At 65.0% G+C, this 15,952-nt stretch carries 18 protein-coding genes; 3 read left to right on the top strand and 15 right to left on the bottom strand.

All coding sequences use genetic code 11. The features are described 5' to 3' along the window. Both serB and ACY69P_RS00665 read left to right on the top strand, forming a co-directional pair. Window positions 1-992 (top strand): phosphoserine phosphatase SerB (serB, locus tag ACY69P_RS00670; RefSeq protein ID WP_462326232.1); only part of this gene is annotated, 992 nt, incomplete at its 5' end. 3 nt (window positions 993-995) lie between these two features. Further along, on the top strand, window positions 996-1,778 hold the full coding sequence (locus ACY69P_RS00665; RefSeq protein ID WP_462326231.1) for a tRNA1(Val) (adenine(37)-N6)-methyltransferase: 783 nt from the start codon (window positions 996-998) through the stop codon (window positions 1,776-1,778). A 69-nt stretch (window positions 1,779-1,847) separates the two neighbouring features. On the opposite strand, the gene ACY69P_RS00660 is transcribed toward ACY69P_RS00665, so the two are convergent. The 5 genes from ACY69P_RS00660 to ACY69P_RS00640 all read right to left on the bottom strand — a co-directional run bounded on the left by ACY69P_RS00660 (window position 1,848) and on the right by ACY69P_RS00640 (window position 7,578). Further along, the gene (locus ACY69P_RS00660) at window positions 1,848-2,717 is read right to left on the bottom strand and encodes a M48 family metallopeptidase (RefSeq protein WP_462326230.1); all 870 of its coding nucleotides are present in this window, start codon (window positions 2,715-2,717) and stop codon (window positions 1,848-1,850) included. After that, a complete protein-coding gene (locus tag ACY69P_RS00655; protein WP_462326229.1) occupies window positions 2,689-3,138 on the bottom strand; it encodes a YbjQ family protein in 450 nt (149 codons plus the stop codon). The genes ACY69P_RS00660 and ACY69P_RS00655 overlap by 29 nt, the downstream gene beginning before the upstream one ends. An 8-nt stretch (window positions 3,139-3,146) precedes the next feature. After that, a complete protein-coding gene (locus ACY69P_RS00650; RefSeq protein WP_404843446.1) occupies window positions 3,147-3,461 on the bottom strand; it encodes a YbjQ family protein in 315 nt (104 codons plus the stop codon). Window positions 3,462-3,598: 137 nt separating this feature from the next. After that, window positions 3,599-6,622 carry a PAS domain S-box protein gene (locus ACY69P_RS00645; protein ID WP_462326228.1) on the bottom strand — a complete coding sequence of 1,008 codons (3,024 nt, stop codon included), beginning with the start codon at window positions 6,620-6,622 and terminating at the stop codon, window positions 3,599-3,601. Between the two features lie 248 nt (window positions 6,623-6,870). Next, on the bottom strand, window positions 6,871-7,578 hold the full coding sequence (locus ACY69P_RS00640) for a CBS and ACT domain-containing protein (RefSeq protein WP_462326227.1): 708 nt from the start codon (window positions 7,576-7,578) through the stop codon (window positions 6,871-6,873). A 168-nt stretch (window positions 7,579-7,746) separates the two neighbouring features. On the opposite strand from ACY69P_RS00640, the gene larC reads away from it, so the two are divergent. Next, a complete protein-coding gene (larC, locus tag ACY69P_RS00635) occupies window positions 7,747-8,496 on the top strand; it encodes a nickel pincer cofactor biosynthesis protein LarC (protein WP_462326226.1) in 750 nt (249 codons plus the stop codon). 87 nt (window positions 8,497-8,583) lie between these two features. Here the strand turns inward: larC and ACY69P_RS00630 are convergent, their stop codons facing one another. The 10 genes from ACY69P_RS00630 to ACY69P_RS00585 all read right to left on the bottom strand — a co-directional run bounded on the left by ACY69P_RS00630 (window position 8,584) and on the right by ACY69P_RS00585 (window position 15,944). Next, entirely contained in the window at window positions 8,584-9,270 is a 687-nt protein-coding gene (locus ACY69P_RS00630; protein WP_462326225.1) for a prepilin peptidase, read from the bottom strand. Window positions 9,271-9,290: 20 nt separating this feature from the next. Next, window positions 9,291-10,121 carry a hypothetical protein gene (locus ACY69P_RS00625; protein WP_462326224.1) on the bottom strand — a complete coding sequence of 277 codons (831 nt, stop codon included), beginning with the start codon at window positions 10,119-10,121 and terminating at the stop codon, window positions 9,291-9,293. A 12-nt stretch (window positions 10,122-10,133) separates the two neighbouring features. Next, complete coding sequence (locus tag ACY69P_RS00620) at window positions 10,134-10,625, bottom strand: hypothetical protein (protein WP_404843440.1); 492 nt, start codon at window positions 10,623-10,625, stop codon at window positions 10,134-10,136. 8 nt (window positions 10,626-10,633) lie between these two features. Continuing rightward, entirely contained in the window at window positions 10,634-11,731 is a 1,098-nt protein-coding gene (locus ACY69P_RS00615) for a hypothetical protein (protein WP_462326223.1), read from the bottom strand. A 72-nt stretch (window positions 11,732-11,803) separates the two neighbouring features. Further along, a complete protein-coding gene (locus tag ACY69P_RS00610; protein WP_462326222.1) occupies window positions 11,804-12,778 on the bottom strand; it encodes a type II secretion system minor pseudopilin in 975 nt (324 codons plus the stop codon). Further along, window positions 12,775-13,332, bottom strand: a complete 558-nt coding sequence (locus ACY69P_RS00605; protein WP_459901024.1) for a prepilin-type N-terminal cleavage/methylation domain-containing protein — start codon at window positions 13,330-13,332, stop codon at window positions 12,775-12,777. The genes ACY69P_RS00610 and ACY69P_RS00605 overlap by 4 nt, the downstream gene beginning before the upstream one ends. After that, a complete protein-coding gene (locus tag ACY69P_RS00600; RefSeq protein WP_462326221.1) occupies window positions 13,329-13,697 on the bottom strand; it encodes a prepilin-type N-terminal cleavage/methylation domain-containing protein in 369 nt (122 codons plus the stop codon). The genes ACY69P_RS00605 and ACY69P_RS00600 overlap by 4 nt, the downstream gene beginning before the upstream one ends. An 8-nt stretch (window positions 13,698-13,705) precedes the next feature. Beyond that, a complete protein-coding gene (locus ACY69P_RS00595) occupies window positions 13,706-14,140 on the bottom strand; it encodes a pilus assembly FimT family protein (protein WP_462326220.1) in 435 nt (144 codons plus the stop codon). After that, on the bottom strand, window positions 14,140-14,556 hold the full coding sequence (gspG, locus tag ACY69P_RS00590; RefSeq protein ID WP_462326219.1) for a type II secretion system major pseudopilin GspG: 417 nt from the start codon (window positions 14,554-14,556) through the stop codon (window positions 14,140-14,142). Before gspG ends, ACY69P_RS00595 begins: the two co-directional genes overlap by 1 nt. Further along, complete coding sequence (locus tag ACY69P_RS00585) at window positions 14,553-15,944, bottom strand: WD40 repeat domain-containing protein (protein ID WP_462326218.1); 1,392 nt, start codon at window positions 15,942-15,944, stop codon at window positions 14,553-14,555. Before ACY69P_RS00585 ends, gspG begins: the two co-directional genes overlap by 4 nt. Window positions 15,945-15,952: the final 8 nt, after the last annotated feature.

Here is a 15,952-nt window from a genome sequence, read left to right as displayed (position 1 = left end):
CCCTGACCTTCTCCCCCGTGAGCGAAGACAGCCACGAGGCGTGGGTCGCCGGGCAGGGACGCAGGCGGCACATTGTCACCGTGCTCTCGCGTGAGGTGACGTCCTCGCAGATGCAGCGCGTTTCCGGCGTCATCAACGCCCACGGCCTGAATATCGACTCCGTGACGCGCCTGTCCGGGCGGGCCTCCCTTGTGACGCCGGAGGAGAATCCCCGCGCCTGTGTGGAATTTTCCGTGCGCGGCGAGCCGGAGGACGTGCAGGCCATGCGCAGCGAGTTCATGGACATCTCCCGTGAGCTTGGCGTGGACATTGGCCTGCAGGAGGACAACGTCTTCCGCCGCAACCGCCGCCTTGTGTGCTTTGATATGGACTCCACCCTTATTCAGGGCGAGGTCATTGACGAGCTGGCGCGCCGTGCGGGCGTGGTGGACAAGGTCTCCGCCATTACGGAATCCGCCATGCGCGGCGAGCTGGACTTCAAGGCCAGCCTGCGCGAGCGGGTGGGCCTGCTGAAGGGGCTGGATGCCTCGGTCCTGCCCGAGGTGGCGGCCAGCATCCCCATGACCGAGGGCGCAGGACGCCTTATCCGCACTCTCAAGAAGCTGGGCTATAAGGTCGCCATCCTGTCCGGCGGGTTCACCTACTTTGGTGAGCAGCTCCAGAAGGAATTCGGCGTGGACTACGTGCACGCCAACGAGCTGGAAATTGTAGACGGCAAACTCACCGGCAACGTGGTGGGCGAGATTGTGGACGGCGCGCGCAAGGCCGCACTGCTCACGGAGATTGCCGGGAAGGAAGGCATTGACCTGCAGCAGGTGGTGGCCGTTGGCGATGGCGCCAACGACTTGCCCATGCTCCACCTTGCGGGCCTTGGCATTGCCTTCCACGCCAAACCCGTGGTGCGCGAGGGCGCGCGGCAGGCGATATCCAACCTTGGCCTCGACGGCGTGCTGTACCTGCTGGGTCTGAGCGACCGGGAGGCCTTGGAGTAGGGCATGGACGCGGGCGAACACATGACGCCACAGGCCGCGCGGGAGTACTTCCCCCGCGGGCTGGTGCAACCGGAGGCGGGGTTTCGGTTCTCGGCGGATGCGCTGCTGTTGGCGTGTTTTGCCGGCCCGGGAGCTGCGCGGCGCATTGTGGACCTTGGCACCGGCTGCGGCGTGGTGGGGCTTGCCCTGCTGCTGCGAGATGGTGCGGGCACGGCCAGCGTTACCGGGCTGGATGTGAACCCGGAGATGGTCCGCGCCGCAACGGCCAACGCGGCGCGCCTTGGCCTTGGGGAGCGCTTTTCGGCCATGCCGGGGAGCGTGAGCGAGGTGCGCGCCAGCGCCCTTGAAGGCGGCGCGCATGACCTTGTGGTCTGCAATCCGCCGTACCGCACGCCGGGGTCAGGACGTCGTCCCAAGGACGCCGGACGCGACGCCGCGCGCTTTGAGGCTGTGGCGCCGGTTACGGACTTTGTGCGGGCGGCGGCATATGCGCTGCGCACCAAGGGCCGCGCGTGTTTTATTGGCCTGCCGGAGCGCCTTGCGGGCCTTCTGGCCGACATGACGGCCAGCGGGCTGGAGGTGAAGCGCATGCGCTTTGTCCACTCCCGCATTGAGGACGCCGCGCGGCTGGTGCTGGTGGAGGGTGTGCGGGGCGCCAAGCCCGGCATGACCGTGGAAGCCCCCCTTGCTCTGTACACCGGACGCGGCGACGCAACGCTTTTGACGGACGCCGCGGTGGAGTTTTGCCCCTATATGGCGTGCAACGCCGGTCCGCGTTCGCGCTGACCGTTCTTTCTCTTTTCCCCAAAAAAACGGCCCGGATGAAGCGATTCATCCGGGCCGTTTGCGTGTGGGCTATATGGCGGGCAGGCTGCGCGCCGCATCGCCCAGTTCGGGCGGTACGGGCAGAAGGGGGCCTTCGGTCCCACCGTGACTGCGGGCATACTCCCGCAGGTGTTTGATACGGTCTTGCAGTTCCGGGTGTGTTGAGGTCAACCCGTCGAACCACCCAACGGTCTCGTTGTTTTCGGCAAGGCGCTCGAAGAAGTCCGTGATGCCGCCGGAATGGCCGTAGGCCCGCAGCATGGCGTCCACGCCGTATTCATCGGCAGCGGTTTCCTGCGTGCGGCTGTAGCCGAGTTCGGTGACGTTCAGCATCCCGGCGATGGTGGTGTTCAGGTCGTTCTCCACACCGCCGAAGCTGGCGGAGATGGCCATGAAGACGAGGGCGCGCCCCAGCTTGCGGATGGCGTCGCGATGGGCAATGTGCCCCATCTCATGGGCAATGATGAACGCCAGCTCGTTTTCGGAGCGGACGCTGTCGAGAAGGCCCTTGCAGATGACGATACGCCCGCCCGGCAGGGCAAAGGCGTTCACTATCGGCGCGGAGCTGCGGTAGACCTCCACGGGCATGTCCACCCCGTCCTCATGCAGCATGCCGGCGATGTGCTGCAGGCGCGGGGCGGGCTTCATGGAGTCCTTGAGCTTTGGCGAGGCGTCAAGGAGCAGGTCGCTGATGCGGCGTTCTGTGCTCAGGGGGATGTGCGGGGCGACAATATCCACGGCAAAGCCGAGAATCCAGTAGCACAGCACCGCCAGAGCCAGCATGCCGCCCAGAATCGCCACAAGGTTGCGCAGGGGGTGCTCGTCGGAGACGTTCACGTTGGTCCGCGCGCGGCGGGGAAGGATGCGGGGGCTAGCCACGCAGCACAACCGCCGTACCATAGGCAACGGCTTCTATGCAGCCGACGGCCTTGTTGGAGCGCCCTTTGCTGATGGAGGAGGTCTCCACGCGGACGTTGATGATCATATCAGCCGTCTGGGCCTGCTCCTTCATGCGCAGGATGGCCTCGCGCCGTGCCCGGTCGAGCAGGGGCTCGTACGAGGTCACGCGGCCGCCGATGATGGCGTACAGGCCAGCCAAAAAGCGCTTGAAGAAGTCCACCGAGATGACGGCGCTGCCATAGACGACCTTGGCGGAGCGGATGTCATCGTCGGAGGCCGTGAGATGGCGGGAGGGAAAGGTCGGCACGGCGACCTGTTCCTCTTCGCGCCGTTCGATGGAGGCGTAGTGCTTGCGCTCAACGCTTCGGCCAATGGCGTAGCCAATGGCAAGCAGGGCAAGGAGGAAAAGGAGATCGAGCATGCGGCCTCCTAGTCCACCAGCACGGCGGAGCCGTAGGCGTAGAGTTCGGCGGCGCCGCCGGTGATGGACGAGGTGGCAAAGCGCACGTTGACGATGGCGTTGGCGCCCATCTGCTCGGCCTCGGCCACCATGCGGTCGATGGCTTCCTGGCGGGAGTCCTGCAGCAGCTTGGTGTAGCCGCGAAGCTCGCCGCCGAATATATTTTTAAACTTGGCAATGATGTCGACACCGATGTGCCGGGCGCGGATGGTGTTGCCGGAAACGAGCCCGTAGTGCTCGGTAATGGTCTTGCCCGGGACGGTTTCGACATTGGTGATGATCATGATCAGTTCCTTCTTGAGACTGTTTGAGGGTGAAAGAGAACAGTCTCATAGGTGAGGGGGGTATGCATGTCAACACGAATAATTGCAGGGGCGATAATGACAAAAAAATGACATTGGTAACACGAAGGGGGCTGGGCTTAGGCGCAGACGAGGCGGTTTCGGCCTTGCTGTTTTGCCTCGTAGAGGTTGTCATCTGCGCGCCGAAGCACGCCTTCCAGCGTGGTGTCGGTGTCCCTGAGGGGGGACAGGCCGATGCTGGCGGTAAAGTGCAGGGGCTCGCCCTCGCTGCTGACGGACGAGATACTCTCAATGCGCTGGCGCAGACGTTCGGCAACGTCGCAGGCGGCTTCTGCGGTGGTTTCCGTGAGGATGACGGCGAATTCCTCGCCGCCAAGGCGGCCAAAGACGTCGGAGTCGCGCAGGGTGTCGTGGCAGGCGTCCACAACGGCCCTGAGCACTTCATCACCGGTGTGGTGGCCGTAGGTATCGTTGATGACTTTAAAATGGTCAAGGTCCAACATGAGGGCGGTAAGGGCGTGGCCGTAGCGGCGCGCGCGGCGGACTTCGTTCTCTCCCTTTTCCATGAAGCGCCTGCGGTTGAGTGCGCCGGTGAGGGCGTCCCGCGTGGCCATAAGGCGCAGTTCCTCCTCCATCCGGCGGCGTTCTGTCACATCCTCCATCATCCACACGGCGCCCTTGGAGGCATCGCCCGGCACAAGAAAACGGCTGATAAGGCGGCACCAGAAGGAATCGTAGCTCCCCCGACCCATGCGGATGATGCTTTCGGTGGTCTCGCCGCGGGCGAGGTCCTCGTACGCTCTTGTGCGCAGCTGCTGAAAGTCGTCCTGCGAGGGGAAGAGGGTGTCGATTGGGGCGCCGACGAGCTGCTCCTCTGGCCGCTCCACCATTTCGGCAAAGCGGGTGTTCACCCACTGGAAGGTGGCGTCCTGCACAAGGCCTATACCGAGGATATCGTTCTCCAGCAGAACCTGCTGCATGCGGTTGGTGTGGCGGAGCTGGTCCTCCATGATTTTTTCTTCCGTGACGTCGTCAATGAGCCACAGCGTGCCATTGAGTGGGGCGGCGCCGTCGATGGCCTTGCCGGTAATGCGGCACCAGTAGCGCATGCCATCGGGCCGGTTCAATTCGTGAATGGCGTCGTAGATATCCTCGCGCTGGAAGGTATTTTCCGTGTCCACGCGGAATTGCTGAAAGTCTTTGGGCGAGGTGAATAGGCGGTCTGGGTTGTGGCGGATCTCCTCCTGCGTGTAGCCCGTGATTTCCGTGAAGCGGAAGTTGGTCCACTGAATTGTGGTGTGGCTGACATAACAGATGCCAATCATGCCGTTTTCCAGCATGAGTTCCTGAAAGGCGTTGGCGCTGCGCAGTTCCTGTTCCATGCGCTGGCGCTCCGTCACATCAATGATAATGGCGTAGATGGTTTGTTTGCCGTCCACAATCATGGGCACGGCGTGCAGTTCAATGCTTCTGACTTCACCTGAGCGGAGCTTGTGGGTGAGGGGGAAGATTTGCTTGTTGCCGTTAACGGCTTCGGCCATGGCGGCGGCTATGGTTTCAGGGTCGTCCGTGTCGATATCGGTCACGTGCATGCCGCGCAAGGTGTCCAGAGGATAGCCGTAAAACTCGGCAGCCGCGGCGTTGGCTTCCGTGATGACGCCAGTTGCGACGTCCGCCACCATCATCACCACGGAGTGCTGTTCAAAAAAGGCGCGGAATTTCTCTTCGCTTTGGCGCAGGGCGTTCTCGGCCTGCATGCGGCTGGTGATATTTCGGGCTTCGTGGAAGACGGCTTCCTCGCCCATGTATTCAATGACGTTGGTATTGAGCTCCACGGGAATGGTGCGTCCGTCCCGGGTGCGGTAGCTGGTCTTGTAGGTGTGGGCGGTGTGCGAGGCGTCCGCGTTTTCGCACGGCAGTTCGTGCATGGGCTCGGCGATGATGTCCTGCATCCGCGCGCCAAGAAGCTCCTCGCGCGTGAAGCCGAGGGTGCGGCAGGCCGCGGGGTTGGCGTCCATAATGTACTCGCCGTCACAAACGAAGGTCATGTCCGTGGCACTCTCGAACAGGGCGCGGTAGTTGGTTTCCGTCACCTTGAGGCGGGAGTACAGCCACAGAATGTGCAGCGTGACGCCCATAAGGATGATTATGGCGACAAGTGCGCCAAGGATATAGGGCCAATACCGCGCGAAAAAGGCCGCAGGGTCCAGCTTGCCGTAGTCCTCATAGGGGGGCACGCGCAGTTCACGCAGCAGGTCGTGGACGGGCTCGTAGTTGCGGGGGACGCTCCAGCCGGAAATGCCAGCAGTGATGGCGGCGGGATGGTCCGGAGGCATGGCCAGCAGGGCGGCGTCCACAAGGCGGGCCAGGTCTTCAGGGGTGTGCGGCATACGCGACAGGGGCCACTCCGGGTACAGCCGGGTGCTGTGTTCGTAGGGAAAGGTGATGGAGTGCCCGCCAATGGGGCGCAGCACCTTGAACGTGCCCGGCGGAATGCCGCGCTGGGCGCTGAGGCGTTCCAGCGTGCCGGTGCGCACGGTTCCCGCGTCCGCCGCGCCGCTGAGGACGGCGTCCACCACGCTATCGTGCGAGCCGGTAAAAGTGAGTTCGCGCAGGTCCTTGGCCGGGATGATGCCGATGCGTTGCAACTCGCGCCGCAGGGCCAGCCAGCCGCCAAGGGAGGACGGGTCCACCGCCGCAAAGCGGATGCCGTGCAGGTCGCTGATGGTGCTGATGTCCACGCGGTCCGACAGGGTAAAGGCGACGCCGCCAAAGCGCGAACTGGTCACCCCAAAGCGGGCGGTATTGAGCGTCAACATCGGGCTGATGCCGTTGGTCTTCTCCAGCTCCACGAACAGGGCGGGATTGCACAGCAGAAAGTCGATATCCCGGTTGGCGACAGCAGGGCGCACCTGCCCGAAGGACAGCGGCATAATGCGGAAAACATGCCCCGGCACAGTGGCGGAGAGGTAGGCGGCGGTGAGGTTCCAGCGCGCAAAACTGCCCGCTTGCCCGCGCTTGGACAACACCCCAATGTTCACCACGCCAAAATGCGCTAGCGCGGGGGTGCTCCATACGCCCAAAAGGACGCAGACGCAGGCCATAAGTCCCAGTTGGACAAAAACGTGGCGAAGCCGTTTCATAGAATATGCGGGGTTGGCAGTGAATTGTAGTCTACAACGATTCTAGCAGATATTCCCCGCACAATATATCGGCAAAATGGGGGCCCTGTGCGGTACAAAAGAGATACCGCGTCGACAGCGCAGTGCCGGGTATGCTCGCGAGATTTCACCCTATCGGCAGAAATTGCGGAAGCATTAGGGCGCACTGCCTGAAAGGACCAAATCCGCCACCGCGGATGACGCAGGGGCAAAGGCGCAAGCGGGCCAGACTACGCAGGGTGTGGACTGGCGCCGTCATCCGGGGCGGGCTCGATGTCCTCGCGCAGGATGTAGAGGACGGCGTAGCGCTCCGCCAGTTCGTCCAGCATGGTGGTCTGCGCGGTGGGGTCCATGTTCTGAATGCGCACCACAACGTGGCGGTTTGGCGCGCCCACGGGCTCGTAAGCGGTGAGGATGCTCATGATGCGGGCGTGGTGGGAGTTCAGAAATTCCACCAGACCGGCCATGGTTCCGGGCTGGTCCGGCAGTTCAATGCCAAACTGAAAGCCCCCGTGCAAGACGCCGGTGATGGTGATGAGTACGTCAAAAACGTCCGTTTGGGTGAGGATGCCCACCAGCTTGTCCCCGCCGGTGACCACAGGCACGCCGCCGATTTTGTGGCGCTGGAGGAGAACGGCGGCCTTTTCCACGGAGTCTTCGGGCGAAACCGTGACAAGGCGCGGCCGGGCGGTCATGATGTCTTTGACCCGTATCTCGGAAAGCAGGTAGTACAGCTCGTGCACATCAAGGGTGGTGGCCTGCGAGGGCGAGGCCTCCTTGATGTCGCGGTCGGTGACGATGCCAAGCAGCAGCCCTGCGTCGTCAACGATGGAAAGACTGCGCACGCCTTTGTCCTTCATGAGCTTGGCGGCGCGCATCATGGAGGTATCCGGAGGGGCCGTGACGGGTTCGGTGCTCATCCAATTGCCGACCAGCATGCGCTTTCTCCTTATGTGGCAGAAGACGACGCCGTGCCGCGTGGCGCGCTGTGCGCCCCGCCCCGGAAGGACACGGCTTCTGATAGTATGTAACGTTGCACAGAGGGCGCGGTATTTCAAGGGGATTCTCCGGCTTTGGCCGGTCCCTCTCCCGCCTATGGAGTGGATATGCCAGAACTGTTTATGGATTGCGGCTTCGGCATTGCCGGAGACATGTTCCTTGCCGCCTCGGCCGGCCTTGGGGTGGATGTTGCTCCGGTGGAGACGGCCCTGCGCGAGGTGGGCGTGGACGCGCGTGTGCGTGCGGAAGAAACCCGCGCCACAGGTCTTGTGGGCATGCGCCTTGTCGTTGAGGGCGGGGCGGACCAGCCCCTGCGGCATTTGTCTGAGATTATTGCCATCATCTCATTTTTGCAGCTTGGCGGCGCTGTGTGCGAGCGCGCGGCGCAGGCTTTTATCAGGCTGGCCGAGGTGGAGGCCGCCGTGCACGGCATACCAGTGGATCAGGTGCATTTTCATGAAGTGGGCGCGGTGGACACCCTTGTGGACGTGGTGGGTGCCTTTTACGCGCTGGAGGCGCTTGGCGTGACGCGGGTTGTGTCCTCGCCCCTGCCGTGGTTTACCGGGCGCGTGCAGTGCGCCCACGGCACACTTGGCCTGCCCGCACCGGCCACGCTGGAACTCTTGCGCGGCAAGCCCGTGTATCCCACGGCGTTCCGGCAGGAAATCATTACCCCCACGGGCGCGCTTATTCTGGACAGCGTGACGGACCATTTTGCCAGCGGTCCGGAAGGCGTGGTGACGGCTACGGGCACAGGCTACGGTACCCATGACCTTGGTCCCGGCAATGTCGGCCTGCGTTTGATGCTGGTGGACGAATGGCAGGGCGCGCCAGCAGGGTGCGGCGCGCCGCAGTAGGGCGCGAAGGATGTTCACCGCGCGGCGCCTGTGCGCCGCGCGACGGCGGAGTGCCCCGGCTGGGCGCTCCGCTTTTTTGCGTGGGGGTTAGAGCACCGCGCCGAGGTACCAAGCCATGATGCGGTGGCCTGCGGTGAGGGCCAGCAGCGCCCCAAGGCACAGAAACGGCCCAAAGGGCAGGGCGGTCTGCATCCCCACGGCGGAGCCGCGCAGGCGGATGGCGAGGGCCGCGGCAAGGGCGGCAAAGCAGGAGAGCAAAATGGTCAGGGGCAATAGCGTCAGCCCTGTGAGGGCGCCAAGGCAGACCATGAGTTTGATGTCGCCGGAACCAAGGCCCTCTACGCCGCGCACGTGCCTGTAGATGAGCTGCAGGAGCCAGAACAGGCCGCTTCCGGCCACTGCTCCGCCCACGCATTCCACCACGGGCATATCCAGCAGGACAATGGCGGCCACCGGGGCGGCCACGGCGCAGGGCAGGGTGACGGCGTCCGGCAGGATGAAGCTGTAGAGGTCGATGAAGCTGGCCGTGGCAAGCACGGCGGTAAAGGCGAAGTACACGGTGAATTCCGCCCCCGGACCGTAGCGCAGGGCCAGCATGAGGCTGGCTGCGGCCATGACCAGCCCGGTGAGCAGGGCAAGGCGGCGGTGCGGGGCGTCGTATTCGTCATCGGGGAGGGTGGTCAGATAGCGCCGCACAGCGGTGGCGGCGGGAACACCAAGGGCCAGTCCCAGCGCCGTTGCCGCGGCGGGGAAGGTGAAGTCGGGCAGTATCATGTTTCCGGTCCGGGTTCGCGTCAGTTCAGAAGTCGGGTCAGCCTGTTTTCACGGGCGAATGGGATGCGGCCTTCGCCGGAGCCGATGGTGCCATTAAGAGCCACGCGCGAGAAGAAAAGGTTCTTGCGGAATTCCACGGTGCCCTGTGCAGCCATGGGCAGCGGACCCGCGGCGGACAGGGTGCGGATGATGCCTTGCTCGCCGCGCAGGTCCATGTCCAGCCGGACTTTGCTGGCCATAACGCCGTTTGGCAGCTGCAACTCGTCGGCGTAGATGTCCACATTGCCGGTGCTCGGGTAGCGCGTCCATCCGTCCTGCCATTGGCAGTCCGCCAGCAGGTCCACCTCGCCGCTGAAGTGGCGGCCGGACAGCAGCTTTTCCGCTTTGGCGGAGCCGGTGACGAGGAGCTTTTTCCCTTCATACAGCTCCGCCGTGAGTTCCGGGCCGGTGCTGATGGTCAGCCGGACAAGGGGCGCAAGCCCAACCTCCAGCCGCGCTTCGTCAATGCGCACCGTGGTGTGCCCAAGGTCGAGGGTCACGTTGGTGGCCGTGAGCGGCGTGGTGCTGACGCTGGCGCTGACGGCGTCCGCGGCAAAGCGCATGCGCGGCGTCATGCCCATAAGGTCCGACAAGGTGAAGCGGAACATGCTGGCCTCGTCAAGTCCTTTCCACTTGGCTTCCACTTGGTCCATGCGCGACAGGGTTAAGTGCAGCGCGCCGGACCACACCCGGTCCCACGGGGTAAAAAAGGCGAGCCCAGCCACCAATGCGGCGATGAAGAGCAACGTAATACCCGCTCCGCGCAGGGCGGGGCGGCGTTTTCTTTCGGACAGCAAAATTGTTTCGGCCATGTGTGGGCTCCTTTAGCGCACCAAGATGAGTTGCATGTCTGCGAGGGCGGGGTTGTCGAGGCGCTTATTGAGCGAACAGGACACCACCTTCAGCCCCACCCGGTCCCGCAGGTTCTTGAGCAGGTTCAGGGTCTGCGGCAGGTTCAGGCGTTCAAAGACCATTTGGATGCCGTCGTTGCCGTCCGCCGCCGGAGTGGGGCGGATGGCGGCCAGCCGGTCGTCCATCTTGAGGTCACGCGTGACCTTGCGGGCGGCGGCCAGCGGCTCCATGGATTCAAATTCCGCGCGCTGGGCCTGCATGTAGAGGACCTCGCGCACAAGGGGGGCCGCGCGGGCAAAGCGCTTGTCCGTGTCCTCAATGCGGGCCAGTGCGGTCTGCGCCGCGCCGGAAACCGCCCCCCACAGCAGCAAAAGCACAACCGCCCACGCCCCAAGGGCAAGCATGGCGGCCTTGTCCGGGTGGGCAAGGATGCGTTGTACGGCGGGATGGTCGAAGAGCGACATGGTTCCCCCTACTTCGTGACCGTGACGTTCATGCCAAAGACGACGCCGCCTTCGGCTGTGGTCGCCTGTTGGAGTGTAAAGGTGTAGCCCGGGGCGTCCTTGAGGGCGCTCAGGTACTGCTCCACCGCGTCGTAGTTTGGCAGGGTGCCGCGCAGGGAGCCTTTGCCCGGGGCCAGCGTCAGGGAGTCCACCTTCAGCCCCTGCGGCGCCTTGGCGCTGAGGGTGCCAAGCAGGCTGAGGACGTCAAACCCGGGGATGTCCTCGCCCTTGAGGCGCGCGTGCAGGGACACCAGCCGCCGGTAGGGGGCCGGGCCTTGGTCCGGGCCAAGGGCGCGGGCGTAAAGCTCGGACAGGGCGGCCTCGCGGGTTTCGGCCTCCGCGCTGTAGTGCAGGTACTGCCGCACACTCACGGACAGTGCCAGAACGGCGGCCACTGTGATGCACGCGGCGGCAATGGCGACGTGGCGCAGCATCCCCTCGCGGGAGCCGGACCGCGTGAGCGGCAGGCGCAGGCGCGACCACATGCGCGGCTGGGTGCCCACTTCGGTGAGGGCCTCGCGCCAGTCCACGGCGGCGGGCTGGTCCCCGTCATCCATGCGGCGGGACAGCTCCGCAGAGTCCGGCGTGCGGTGCACCATGCCGCCTTTGGTGAGGATGTGCGGGCTGGAGCCGTTACTCATGGTCCAGCGCTCAAGGCTGCGCTGCGCCGCCACGTTCCAACCAAGCAGAAATTTGGAGGAGACAAGGGTGGCGTGGGCGAGGGACTCGGCATGGCGTTCCCAGAATGCGGCAAGCCCCGGCCCGGTGACAAAGCCAAGCAGGCCCCCCGCGCCGCCATGGACAAGGCCGCGTTCCTGCCCGTCCTGCGGCTGGGGGAAGAGGTGCTCCATACGCAGCAGGCACGCCGCGCGCATGGCCCTCGCCTTGGTCAGCGAAATATCATCTGGATGAAAGAAAAAGATATGGTCGTCCGGAATGAGGGCGACAACGGGCAAGTCCGGCGCGCCGGAGGGCGGCTCGCACGGGGCGAGGCGCGCGCCGTCGAACTGTTCCCAGTGTTCCGTGTCGCCATCGAAGTGCAGGGCGTAGAAGCGCTTTGCGGCCATTGTATCCCACCTGTTTCCGGGGCGTGAGGGGCGGCGCGCTGTGGAGCGGCCAGCCTGTGTACGGGTCGCGTCTTAGTCCTCCAGCCAATTCTCCAACACATCGGCGCAGACGAGTTCCCACTCCGTCTCGTTGACGTTGACGATGCACCGCACGCGCTGGTGCCAGCCTTGGCGGTCCACGTCGATAACCACGCGGTAGGCCCCTGCTGACACCGTGACGTATTGGTCCACCTCCAAAAAAACCTCCTGCGGCACGCCGATGTCGCCGTGCATGAGGTCCGCCGGAGTGCGCAGGCCAAACTTTTCGCGGTAGTGCAGGAGGCTTGGCACATATGGCTCAAGCTCCGGCAGGAAGGCGCGGATAACGTCCTCCGGCGCGAAGTTGAGGTTCAGCGCCGCCTCGTCTTCCCCCCACAGGGTGAAGTGCTCCCGCACCCATTTGGGGGTAGCGTCGTCCCACTCGCGCACAAGCAGGGCCTCTTCAGGACGCGGCAGGGCGTCGTTGCGCGGAAAGTAGTCCTTCCCTGTTGAACTATATGCTGATTTTTCACTTCCGTGCAACCTTTCGCGGTCTGTGTCCTTGTCCATCCAATCCATAAGGTACTGCGCGGCGGTGATGGGGAGCTTTGCATCACGCAGGAGTTCTTCTACCGCGCGCTGCGTGCGTTTGGAGGCATCCGTTGTGGTTTGCTGCTCGGATTCCGTTTCTCCGGGGAGCAGCCAGCCAAGGTCGATATAGGCGTTGCAGGGGATGATGTGCACGGTCATGCCCGGGCCGGACCATGTCTCGGCCCAGTCGTCCAGCGGACCGTCCGCTCCGGGGAGGGTGTCGCGGTTTTGGATGCGCTGGACTGCGGCGGCAAGGCCTGCCTCGGCCAGCATGTCCGCGCGGTATTCCTTGGCCAGCAGGGCTGGCTCGCGCGCTTGGCGAAAGCTCTGGTCCAGCGCGCCAAGGACGAGGGACGCCACCGCCAGCATGCACACCAGCACAAGGATAAGCACGGCCCCGCGCTGGGGGGCGCGGCGGCCCGCAGGGCGCGGCGTCATGGTGCGGCCTCCCGCGTTTTCATGGCGGGCAGGCGTTCAATGATGGTGATCTCCTCGCCGCCTTGGGGGGTCAGGGTCAGGCGCAGGGCCGTGAAGGCCGGAGACTGCATGGAAAAAAGCGTCCGCGCCGGGAGCCAGCGCCGTTTGCCGCTGTCGTAGAGTTCCGCCGTAAAGTCGTTGTACCGGGGCAGGACGGTAAGCTCGCGCTCAAGGTCCATGTCTTCCACGGTTTCGCGCCGGATGATGCCGCCGCTGGAAAAGTCCCACTCCACCAGCACGCGGAAGGGGGCGTCCATGCCAAGGGCGTGGGTGGTGGGCAGTTCCAGCGCGCCGGAGGTGAAGGTGAGGGTGTCGGTATCGGCGTTGACGAAGTCGCGGTGCAAGAGCCGCCGCAGGCGCGCCATGCGCGTGAGCGCTTCGCCCTGACGCTCCAGCACGGCGTGGTTGCGGATGGTGCGGTCCACGGAGACGAGCACAATGCCCATGACCATGGCGCCCACTACCAGCGCCACCAAAAGTTCCACAAGGGTGAAGCCCGTGCGGCGCGCGGTCATGGTCCGCTCCCGGCGATGCGCTCGTTGCGCAGCCACTCCCAGCGCAGGGTGGCGTCGGGCACTTTGGTGGTGAGGGCGTAGCGCCCAAGGCCGTCGATGCTGCCCGTGCGCTCAAGCTGCCACTCCCCGCCGGGCTGCTCCGAGTCCGGCACAAAACCCGCGGACGGGGTGGTGAGGCGGTCCGGATAATCCTCGGCCATGAGGCGCGTGGTCATGTTGAGGTTGTCCCATATGCCCCGCCCGCGCTCGGCAAGATGCACAATATGCCCCTGCGCGCTCATCAGCCCAACAGCCAGCACGGCGGCCACCATCAGGGCGATGAGCACCTCAAGCAGGGAAAACCCGGCGCGGGAGGCATGGGGCATGGGCGTCCTCATGAGTTGGAGTCGAAGGTGTCCCCCAGTGCATCAAGGCGCAGGGCGCTGCCGTCGCGCAGGACAAGGCGGACCTCGTCGCTGACGCCGCTGGGGTAAATGTTGAAGGCAAAGGCCAGTCCGCCCGGATTCTCGCCATTGACCTTGGCGCGCGAGACGGCGGCGGGCAGTTCCATTTCCGTTTCTTCCCACACCAGCATTGTTTCGCCGATGGCGATGGTCACAGCCTGTGTGCGCCCGGTGCGCAGGGCTTCTTCGCGCACGGCGTCCAGCGCGGTGGTCAGGGCGCTGAGGCGCTTGGCGGTCTCATCGCCTGCCGCGCCGATGTCCAGACGCGGCAGCACAAGGCCCCACGCCACGGCAACAATCGCCATCACCACGAGGATTTCGATAAGCGTCATGCCAGACGGCGCGCGGCGCACGGGCGAGGGCATCAGCCGTCCTCGTCCAGCGCGCTGATGTCGGCGGCGGTGTCCGTGCCGCCTTCCTTGCCGTCCGCGCCAAGGCTGACGATGTCGTAGTCCGCGCCGCCGGGGCCGGGGGCTTGATAGATGTATTCATTGCCCCACGGGTCGTGTGGCAGGCCGGTGTTTTCCAGATAATCCCCGGCCAGCACGCTTAGGCCTTGCTCGGTGGTGGGGTAGCGGCCGTTGTCCAGCTTGTAGAGCTTGAGGGCGGTTTCAATGGATTGGATGTCCAGCCGCGCCTTGGTGATGCGCGCCTCGTCCGGACGGTCCATGATTTTGGGCACAAGAAGCGTGGCAAGGATGCCAAGGATGACGATGACGACCATCAGTTCAATGAGGCTGAAGCCGCCGCGTGTGCGGCGCGGTGTGCGTGCGCGTGTCATGGTGCGGACTCCTTGTCGCTGGCGCGTGTGGATGACTCCTCTGACGCTGGCGGGCTGGCAAGCGGTACGCCGCCGGGGCGTGTGTCCGTGCGGATGGATGTCCGCAGGGGCAGTGCGCCGGGCGGCGCTTCGGGGACCCCCTCAACGGAAGGGGATTTTACCCACCATAAATAGAATCCTATACCCGCAATATACCGGCAGAGCAACAGCTTGCCGGAAGATTGCATGATGGGATCCGCCACGCGGTAGCGCTCCTCGCCGTGCAAAATTTCGCCTGTGGCGGTGATGGCGGCGCTTTCCCACGCGGCGTCATCCGGGGCTGTGGCTTCGCGCCCGGTGCGCAGGCTGTACACGCGGGTTTCGCCGTCCATGTCCGCAAGGCGAAGGCGCTCCGCCTGCGGTGCAATGGCCGCCGTAAGGGGCGGCGGGGAGAAGGCAACGCGCTTGACCCAGCGCTTGTCCGGGGCGGTGTAGGTGAGCACGCCCCCGGCAAGGGTGAAGGGGCTGTCGTCTGGCTGTGGGGGCACGGGCGTGCGCGTTGCCACATCAAAGCCCACGGGGCGTCCGTCCTTTGGGGTGAGGGTCAGTACGCGGCCGTCAAAGCGCGCGGCGGCAAATGGTCCGCCCGGGACTAAAAAGCGTCCGCCAAAGGCCATGGGCGATGTGGTCCACAGCGTCACCCAGCCCGCGCTGTCCGCCGCCATAAGTACGGATTCGCCGGGGGTAAAGGCGAAGGCCAGCACCTTAAAGCGCAGGGTGCCCACATGGTCCAGCACGCCAACGGAGGACCCAAGCCACAGCTTGTGCGCGGCGTCCACCACGGCCAGCCACGCCCCGCGCGGCGAAATGGCGATGCGCTCAATATCCCCCCGTACGCGGTGTTCCCCCACCCATGCGCAGCGCTCCACCGCCAGCACATGCACCACGCGCGAGCCCGCCTGCGTTGCCGCAAGGGCCGGATACCCCGGCTGCCAGCTGATGCGGTCCACAGGGCCGCGTCCGGGCAAGGCGGCGGTGCGGCAGTCCTCTGCGCCAAGGATGGTCACGGTGCCGTTTTCAAACCCGGCGGCCACGCCGTTTTCTTTGGCGATAGCGCAGGTGACGCCGCGCAGCAGGGCAACGTCCGGATGTTGGCGCGAGAGCAGTATGGCGTGGCGCGGGTGGCTGATGTCCTCCGGCGGGGAAAAGACGGAGTCTACGGGCGTATGCTGGCGCGTCAGGCGCTGGGCAAGGATGTCCTGCACCGTGGCGGGGCCGGTTGGTGCGGTGTCCTGCGGGGTGGTGCGCGGCGCGCAGGCGCAGACAAGGGCGGCAAGAGCAAGGCCCAGCACGGCAGGGACAAGGCGGCTGCCGGGGCGGGGACGGTGCGGGCGGTGTGGCAGGTGCATGGTGACTC

The organism is Desulfobaculum sp., assembly GCF_054921475.1.
Note: the sequence above shows the minus strand (reverse complement) of the source record. Positions and strands in the feature narration are given on the sequence as shown.